Raw genomic sequence first — 7,601 nt, forward strand, 5'->3', positions numbered from 1 at the left:
TGCGGGCGGGGCCGACTCCCCACGCACCGGGGTCAGGCGACGGCCTGGCGGCGCCAGCGGCGGTAGGCCGGTTCGAGGCCGGAGAGGATGGTGTCGAAGCGGCGGGTGGTGGTGGCCGAGTCGACCTGGAGGCGGCTGATCTGCAGGGGGTGGGAGGGGAGGCGGGGGCCCAGGCGGTGGTCGGAGAGGAAGCCGAGGCGGTAGCCGAGCTCCTGCAGAACGGTTTCGGCACGCGGGTCGTGGCCGCCGTCCGGGTAGGCGAACGCCGTCGGCGGCTCGCCGAGCCAGCGGGTGAGGGCCTCGTGGGCGCCGGTGATCTCGGCGCGGACGGTGTCATCGTCGCAGCGCCCGAGGCACGGGTGCCCCTGGGTGTGGTTGCCGATCGCCACGCCGCCGTCCCGCAGGGCGAGGAGGTCGGCGGGGGTGAGCTGCTCCTGGCTGGGCGGTCGGCGGTCGGCGCTGACCCGCAGTTCGTGCAGGCTGCGCCGGCGGTCCGGGTCGGGCATGGCCTTGAGCCGGCGGAGCAGCTGGGAGGGGTGGCCGCAGTCGAGCGAGCGGGCGCGGCCGCCGTGCCGGGCGAGGAAGTCGGCCTCGTGCCACCAGAAGGGCCGCTCGGTGCCGATGAGCTCCGAGATGACGAAGGCGGTGGCCGGAATGCCACGGGCGTGGAGGGCGGGCAGGGCGTGGGTGACGACGCTCCGGTCGGCGTCGTCGAAGGTGACCAGGACGCTCCGGGGCGGCAGAGGTCGCCGCTCGGTCACGGCCTGGAGGACGGCGGTGAGCGAGACGGGCGTGGCGAGCTGCTGGAGCCGGTCGAGCTGGGCGCCGAAGGACCGGTGGTCGGTCACCCCGTGGTACGCGAGCACGGCGAGACGCTGGGCGGCCCGGGCCCGGAACAGCGGCTGGACGGGGGCGAACCGCAGCCATTCGCCCCGTGGGTCCTGCTGTTCCGTTTCGACGGCCGGTCGGCGACGGCCCCCGCCGTGCCGGCCGGCCTCGTGCCGCTCCGCCGCGCACCCGACGGGCGGTGGCAGCGCGCGCACGCCGGGCACGGGCCTGGCGCGGGCCATGGAGATCGATGGTGTGGACTGGGACTGCGGCACGGTTCCCCCTCGTTCGCCGAGCGGCGTGGCGGTACCGCCGGAGGACGGAGCCGGCCTCCGACTCCAGGGGTCGGCGGCTCCGCCCCTGGACTTTCCTGTTCTCGGTGGGGGATTCACACCCGTCCCTCGAACGGCTCCTGGATCACTCAATGCCATTGAGACCGTTGCACCGCGGGGATGGTTGTACCGGGGGGACGAGGATTTTTCGTGGACTGATTGTGGAGTAGGAATGCGCATCCGCGGCCCCGGGTGGCCGTCGGACGGCGCCCCGGATCCGACCCTGCGGCCACTCCCGTCGCACCCCTCCGGCCGCCCTCGTCCCGTCGTCCTCGGGCCCTCGTCCGGCCCCCGCCCGGGGGTCGTCCGGTGGTTGCGCAGCGTGGTCGGGCCCGCACTCCCTGCGGGCTGCCTCCCGCCTCGCCCCGGGGTACCTTGGGCTCATGGCAGATGCGGACCGTGATCCCTTCCACCTGCACGGCGCCTCCCGGATGGCCCGTGCGTGCAGTGGTGGAGCCCTGGTCACCCACCAGCTCCCGCTGGCCGTGGCGGGCCTGGCCTGCCTGGTGGTGGGCATCGTCGTGGCGGTGATCGTCCCGGACAGTGGCGGCCCGGCCTGGGCGATGGCGGTGGCCGGCTGCCTGGCGGCCGGTGTCCTCCTGCTCGGCCGGATCGCCTTCGGTCTCTTCCGCGATCGGCGGCGTGCCGCGCTCTAGGCGTCGACGGGCGGCGCTCCGTGCGTCGACGGCCCGGGCGGCGGGCGCGGACCGAACACGGGCCAAGCGCGCCGAACGCGGACCGGATCCGGACGGGCTGCCCACTCTAATGTCGATCGCGTTCGGAATTTCGAAACGGCAGATCGAGCGAAATTGGTCAGGGCGACCGAATATCGTCCTGCCGGGCAATCTTTGGCCCCTTCTTTCACCATTCTTCGACGGCGGCTTCATCGTGCCTCTACTGTGAATACGTTCTTCCGGCTCGAATCGCCGTAGAGGGGGAGCGATGAGCGGCAGACCGGACCGCGCCGTGTCCGCCTCATGAAACGCGGTGGTGATCTCGCCGTCGCCGCCCTGGTCGCGGTCGTCGCGCTGCCGCTGGCCCTGCTGATCGCGGTCCTGGTGCGCTGCACCACCGATGGACCGGTGTTCCAGCGGCAGACCCGGACCGGGCGGCACGGCCGCGAGTTCCAGGTCCTGCGCTTCCGGGCCGACGGGGACGGTCGGCTCGGCACCCTGCTGCGCCGCACCGGCCTGGAGGAACTGCCGCGGCTGTGGAACGTCGTCCGGGGCGAGATGGGGGTGATCGGCCCCGTCCCGGCCCGGCCCGACCAGGTGGAGCGCTACTCCTGCCGGGAACGCGTCCGGCTCGCCGTCCGCCCCGGACTGACCGGCTGGGCGCAGCTCCACGGCCGGGGCGCCGAGCTCGACCTCTGGTACGTCGAGCACCGCTCCGCCCGGCTCGACCTGCACATCCTCGGCCTCACCGTCCTGGCGCTGCTGCGCCCCTCCCCCGACCGGCTGCGCGCAGGCGGGGACCGGCGGGGCTGACCCGACCGGGCCGACCGCCGCCGGTCGCGCCGGCCACCGCCGAGTCGGCCACCGCCGGTCCTGACGACCCACCACCGAGTCGGCCACCGCCGATCTTGACGGCCCACCGCCGAGCCGGGCCGACCCGGGCGGCCGGGCCGACCCCGGCGGGCCCGGCCGGCGGAACCGACCCGGCCCGAACCTCCCGGCTAGGCTGCGCCCCATGGCAATTCCCCCCTTCCTCGCCGACCTCCGTTCCCTCGTGGGCCACCGCCCGCTCTGGCTGAGCGCCGTCGTCGCCGTCGTGCTCGACGACCACGACCGGGTGCTGCTCGCCCGTCGCGCCGACGACGGCCGCTGGGCGCCTGTCGGCGGCATCCTCGACCCCGGGGAACAGCCCGCCGACGGTGTGGTGCGCGAGTGCGAGGAGGAGACGGGGGTGGTGGCGGTGCCCGAGCTGCTGGCCTCGGTCACCGTTTCGCCCGAGGTGACCTACCCGAACGGCGATGTGACGCAGTACCTGGTGCTGACCTTCCGCTGCCGCGCGGTCGGCGGTGAGGCGCGGGTGAACGACGACGAGTCGCTGGAGGTCGGCTGGTTCACGCTGGACGCGTTGCCGCCGATGATCGAGTCCGAGCACGAGCGGCTGCGCCACGCGCTGGGGTGCGAGGGCCCGGCCGTCTTCAGCTGGGAGGGCAAGGAGCGTCCCTGAGCACGGCCCACCCCTGAGCACGGCCCACCCCTGAGCACGGCCCACCCCTGAGCACGGCCCCGGCCCCGGTCAGCCCTTGTGCTGCCGGTAGGCCTCCTCCGCGGCGTCCAGCACCGCCGCGAGGTCGCCGCCCGCGGTGGCGGTGGCGGCCGCGGCCACGGCGCCCTCGACGAACGGGGCGTCGGCGAACCGGACCGGGAACGGCAGGCCGTGCTCGTCGGCGTCGGACAGCAGGGTGCGGACGGTGGTGACGGCGCCGCCCAGGTCGGCGAGCACCACCACGCCGTGGCCCTGGTCCACCCGGCGGGTCGCGGCCGCCACCAGGACGGCGCTGATGCCGGGCCCGTCCGACGGGTCGCCGCCGGTCGCGGAGACCGGGGCGGGGGAGTCGGATCCGGTCAATGCGAGCGCGAGGTCGCGTACGGCGGTGGCCAGTTCCTGGCTGTGCGAGACCAGGACGACGCCGACCCGGCCGTGTGCGGGGGGCCGGGCGGGGGTCGGCCGGGGCAGCGGCGTGGCCGAGGGCGGCGTACGGGGTGCCGGGGGGTGGGCCGAGGGGGCGTCGGAGATGGGGATGACGTCGGCGCGGGTGCCGTCCCGGCGGCTCATCGGCTGCTCCCTTGGGCGGGTTCGGTGGGTGGGGGCGGGCGGGGGTGCGGTCCGGCCCCGTGCGGGCCCGGGAGGGCTCCGTACGTCGCCGGGGGCGCTCTCCCGGGCCTGCCGGCCGGGCGGCGCCCTGGCAGCACTCTGGCAGCTGCCCGCCGCCCCTGCCGGTCGGGACACGCCTCGACCCTCGCGGCGAAGTCCGGACCGCTTCCGGCGGCGCCGTGCCCCGGTCGGGGAGGACTCGTCAACCCGCTGACCGGGGACGGGCGGTGTGACTAGGCTGGTCCCGGAACGCCGTCGGGAGGAGATCGGTCAGTGGCAGTCAACAGCGGGACGGACACGGAGGTCGTCGGCGCACGGCGGGAGCCGACGCCGAGCGGGAAGCCCAAGGTGGACTTCACCGGTGCGGAGTGGCTGTGCAGCAGCCAGGGTGTCGGGGATGTCCAGATCGCGTTCGTGGACGGGTACATCGGGATGCGGGACGGCCGGCAGCAGGACGGGCCGGTCCTGGTCTTCACGCCGGCGGAGTGGCGGGCCTTCGTGCTCGGCGCCAGGGACGGCGAGTTCGACCTCACCTGAGCCGCGCGTCGAGGTGGCTCGAAGTCGCTTGGAGCCGCTTGGAGCCGCTCGCCCGAACCGTCGCGGAGGGGGGCCCGGACACCGACCGGGCCCCGCTCCGCGGGTGTTTTCCGGTCGGAACATCACAACTGATGATCTATTGAGCGTGCCCCGTCAGAATTTCTGTTGACTGTTAGACAAACGCAGCTCAGAGTATGAGCACAGGCAGACGCCGTGCCCACCGCCCCCACGCGGCCAGACACGGCGCCTGCTGTGCGGCCCGGCAGCGCTGCCAGGCCATCCTCCCAGTCATCCCCTGCGCACCGGGGTGCGTCGGCCGGTCCCGGCCCACGAGGGGCCGGCAGTCGCCGGGAGGTTGGCGCCGGATCCGAGAGCGACTCGGACGACGGCACCGATGCTCGGGACCCGCACGCCCCCACGCGGCGGCGTCCCGAGCAGATCCACGGGAGCGACGGGCCGGGGCCCCGCGGATCTGGCTTGTGGTGTGGAACTGTTGGCTTGTGTGTTCGTGCTGTGTGCGATGACGAAGCTGGGTGCTCGGCAGTTCGGCACGACGAGTGCACAGTGAGGGATACGCGTGTAGGGCCGCGTTGCGACATGCCGTCCCCCCGGAGGGTGAAACCCAGAACGGCTGTCGTGCTGAACCGAACGTAGCCCGGACGGTTGCTCAGAGTCAACATTGGTCTCTGAGCGTCGATCTCCCGCCCGTCCCCCGTCGGTGCCCCACCCACCTCGCGAGCGTGGTGTGCCGGACACGTACGATGTTCCCATGTCTTTTCTCCGCCGTCGCTCCGGACAGCCCGCCGGCCCGGACTTCGACGTGCTCGCGATGGACCCGGGTGACTGGCCCGGCGACTTCGGTGCGGCCATGATGACCGGCCCGGACGGCTCCTGCCAGGGGATTTTCCTGCGCTACGACCTGTTCGGCGGCAGAGGCCCGGCGATGTTCATCGGCAACCTCCCCGAGGGCTCGCCCGCCCGGGAGACCGGCGACGACGTGCCCTTCGAGGTGCGGCAGCTGCTCGCGGCGCTGGAGAACGACGAGCCGGTCGAGTTCGTCTCGGCCGAGGACTTCCCGGTCATGCTCGGGGACGACCTGCTGATCGTGAAGAAGGTCAAGGTCAGCGAGGAGCGCGTGTTCTGCGCCCAGTTCGGCCGCAGCGACGGCGTCCTGGTCACCATCGCCTCCTGGGACCGACCGATTTCGGACGACCTGTATCAGCTGCTGAAGCCGCTCCCGGCGGACATGTTCCAGCAGGGCTGATCCCCGGGTCCCCGGGCTCGCCACCGCCCCCGCCGGGGCCGCTTCCCGGCCGGGAGTCCGGCGCCCGCCGGGGGCCGGACGGCGCTTGACGGTTTCGATCAACGGTTCGTACAGTCGCGAACATGCCGTGCCGTCTCCCGTTGCTGACCCGCCGCAGGCACCTGGATCTGCGGCGTACCGCCAGCGCGGCGTGTCCGGGCCGCTGAGGGGGATCCGTCCCCCGGCGGCGGGTGGTCGACCGGTGCCGGTCGACGCCGTGACCCGGGGGCGGGCCGTGAACCGACCTCCGGGGCCGCCAATCGGTACCGCGCGCCCGAACGGCGTGCCGCCCGCATCCGTCGAGCCCACGCTGCCGCCCGGAGGCACAGCACATGACGACCCGCGCCGCCGACCGTCCGTCCGCCGACCGTTCGCCCGAGGAAGCCTCCTCCGGCGGTCTCCCGCTCGACGACCGTTCCTCCAGCGCCCGGCCGAGCGCCGGCCGCCCGGCCGCCGGACGTTCCCGGCCGGCGCCGCCGGCACCGCCGTCGACTTCCGGCCGGGCCGATTCCGGCCAACCCGTGTCCGGCGGATCCGCGTCCGGCCAATCCGCGTCCGGGCCGGACTCCGCGTCGGCGTCCGACCGCGTGGCGGTCGAGACCGCGCTGGCCGGGCTGCCCCGGGTCGTCGACCTGCTCGCCGCCCGCGCCGAGGAGCACGACCGCGACGCGACCTTCCCCTACCAGGGCATCGAGGTGGTCCACGAGGCCGGGCTGCTCACCCTCACCGTCTCCCGGACGTACGGCGGACCGGGCGGCACGCTCTCCGACACCGTCCGGCTGCTCTCCCGACTCGGGCGCGGGGACGCCTCCGTGGCCGTGGTCACCGCCTTCACCCTGCTCCGGCACGCCGAGCAGGCCCGCCGCGCCGACTGGCCGGCGGCCGGCTACCGACGCCTGCTCACCGAGTCCCGGCGCGGCCCCGCGCTGGTCAACACGCTGCGGGCGGAGCCCGGCCCCGGAACGGGCGGACTGCCGGAGACGGTCGCCCGGCGGGACGGCGACGGCTGGCTGCTGACCGGCCGGAAGACCTACTGCACCGGGGCCGAGGCGTTGGCCTGGATGGCGGTGACGGCGCGGACCGACGAGGAGGAGCCGAGGATCGGGACCTTCCTGGTCCGCGGCGAGAGCGAGGGCCTGGAGATCGACCCGACCTGGGACCAGCTCGGACTTCGGGCCAGCGCCAGCCACGACGTGGTGCTGGACCGGGTCCGGGTGCCGGCCGACCTCGCACTCGGCCTGGGCACCCGCGAACCGAGGGGCGGCACGGAGAGCGGCGCCGGCAGCGTCCCCGCGGCCGAACTCTCGCGCGCCTGGCACGATCTGGCCCTCTCCGCGGTGGCGATCGGGGTCGCCCGGGCCGCCGAGTCCTGGCTGGTCCGCTTCCTCAACCAGCGCACCCCGGCCAACCTGACCGAACCGCTCGGCACCCTGCCCCGCTACCGGTGCGCCCTCGGCGAGATCGAGGCCCAGCTGATCGGCGCCGAGGAACTGGTCGCGGGCCTGGCGCCCCGGGTGGACCGGGGCGAGCCGGACGCCGTCGCTCGCACCGGCCCGGCCCACCTGCTGGCCACCCGGGCCGCGACGGCGGCGGTCCAGCAGGCCGTCGCCCTGACCGGCAACCCCGGCCTGAGCCGGCGCCACCCGCTGGAACGCTACCTGCGGGACGTGCTCAGCAGCCGGGTGCACCTGGCGTCGGACGAGACCGTCCTGGAGGCCGCGGGCCGGTCGGCCCTGGAACGGGGCGCCCGACCCTGACCGCTCGACCGGTCCTGC

At 74.6% G+C, this 7,601-nt stretch carries 9 protein-coding genes; 7 read left to right on the forward strand and 2 right to left on the reverse strand.

Annotation, left to right across the window (positions count from 1 at the left end):
- Window positions 1-32: 32 nt before the first annotated feature.
- On the reverse strand, window positions 33-1,070 hold the full coding sequence (locus tag ACFV04_RS42705) for a polysaccharide deacetylase family protein (protein WP_380536490.1): 1,038 nt from the start codon (window positions 1,068-1,070) through the stop codon (window positions 33-35).
- 473 nt (window positions 1,071-1,543) lie between these two features.
- On the opposite strand from ACFV04_RS42705, the gene ACFV04_RS42710 reads away from it, so the two are divergent.
- The 3 genes from ACFV04_RS42710 to ACFV04_RS42720 all read left to right on the forward strand — a co-directional run bounded on the left by ACFV04_RS42710 (window position 1,544) and on the right by ACFV04_RS42720 (window position 3,338).
- Window positions 1,544-1,816 (forward strand): hypothetical protein, encoded by a 273-nt coding sequence (locus ACFV04_RS42710; protein WP_380345066.1) that lies wholly within the window; start codon window positions 1,544-1,546, stop codon window positions 1,814-1,816.
- A 321-nt stretch (window positions 1,817-2,137) separates the two neighbouring features.
- Complete coding sequence (locus ACFV04_RS42715) at window positions 2,138-2,647, forward strand: sugar transferase (protein WP_380536492.1); 510 nt, start codon at window positions 2,138-2,140, stop codon at window positions 2,645-2,647.
- Window positions 2,648-2,849: 202 nt separating this feature from the next.
- On the forward strand, window positions 2,850-3,338 hold the full coding sequence (locus ACFV04_RS42720) for an NUDIX domain-containing protein (RefSeq protein ID WP_380345062.1): 489 nt from the start codon (window positions 2,850-2,852) through the stop codon (window positions 3,336-3,338).
- A 69-nt stretch (window positions 3,339-3,407) separates the two neighbouring features.
- Here the strand turns inward: ACFV04_RS42720 and ACFV04_RS42725 are convergent, their stop codons facing one another.
- Window positions 3,408-3,947: a PTS fructose transporter subunit IIA gene (locus ACFV04_RS42725; protein WP_360262542.1), complete on the reverse strand. Its 540-nt coding sequence runs from the start codon at window positions 3,945-3,947 to the stop codon at window positions 3,408-3,410.
- Window positions 3,948-4,334: 387 nt separating this feature from the next.
- Between ACFV04_RS42725 and ACFV04_RS42730 the strand changes: the two genes are divergently transcribed.
- The 4 genes from ACFV04_RS42730 (at window position 4,335) to ACFV04_RS42745 (ending at window position 7,583) form a co-directional block, all read left to right on the forward strand.
- Window positions 4,335-4,523 (forward strand): DUF397 domain-containing protein, encoded by a 189-nt coding sequence (locus ACFV04_RS42730; RefSeq protein ID WP_360262582.1) that lies wholly within the window; start codon window positions 4,335-4,337, stop codon window positions 4,521-4,523.
- Between the two features lie 769 nt (window positions 4,524-5,292).
- Entirely contained in the window at window positions 5,293-5,787 is a 495-nt protein-coding gene (locus ACFV04_RS42735) for a hypothetical protein (RefSeq protein WP_030058989.1), read from the forward strand.
- A 122-nt stretch (window positions 5,788-5,909) separates the two neighbouring features.
- Window positions 5,910-5,993, forward strand: a complete 84-nt coding sequence (locus ACFV04_RS42740; RefSeq protein WP_350526312.1) for a putative leader peptide — start codon at window positions 5,910-5,912, stop codon at window positions 5,991-5,993.
- Window positions 5,994-6,413: 420 nt separating this feature from the next.
- Window positions 6,414-7,583 carry an acyl-CoA dehydrogenase family protein gene (locus ACFV04_RS42745; RefSeq protein ID WP_380536493.1) on the forward strand — a complete coding sequence of 390 codons (1,170 nt, stop codon included), beginning with the start codon at window positions 6,414-6,416 and terminating at the stop codon, window positions 7,581-7,583.
- Window positions 7,584-7,601 lie beyond the last annotated feature (18 nt).

Source organism: Kitasatospora sp. NPDC059599 (genome assembly GCF_042735125.1).
Classification (GTDB): Bacteria; Actinomycetota; Actinomycetes; order Streptomycetales; family Streptomycetaceae; genus Kitasatospora.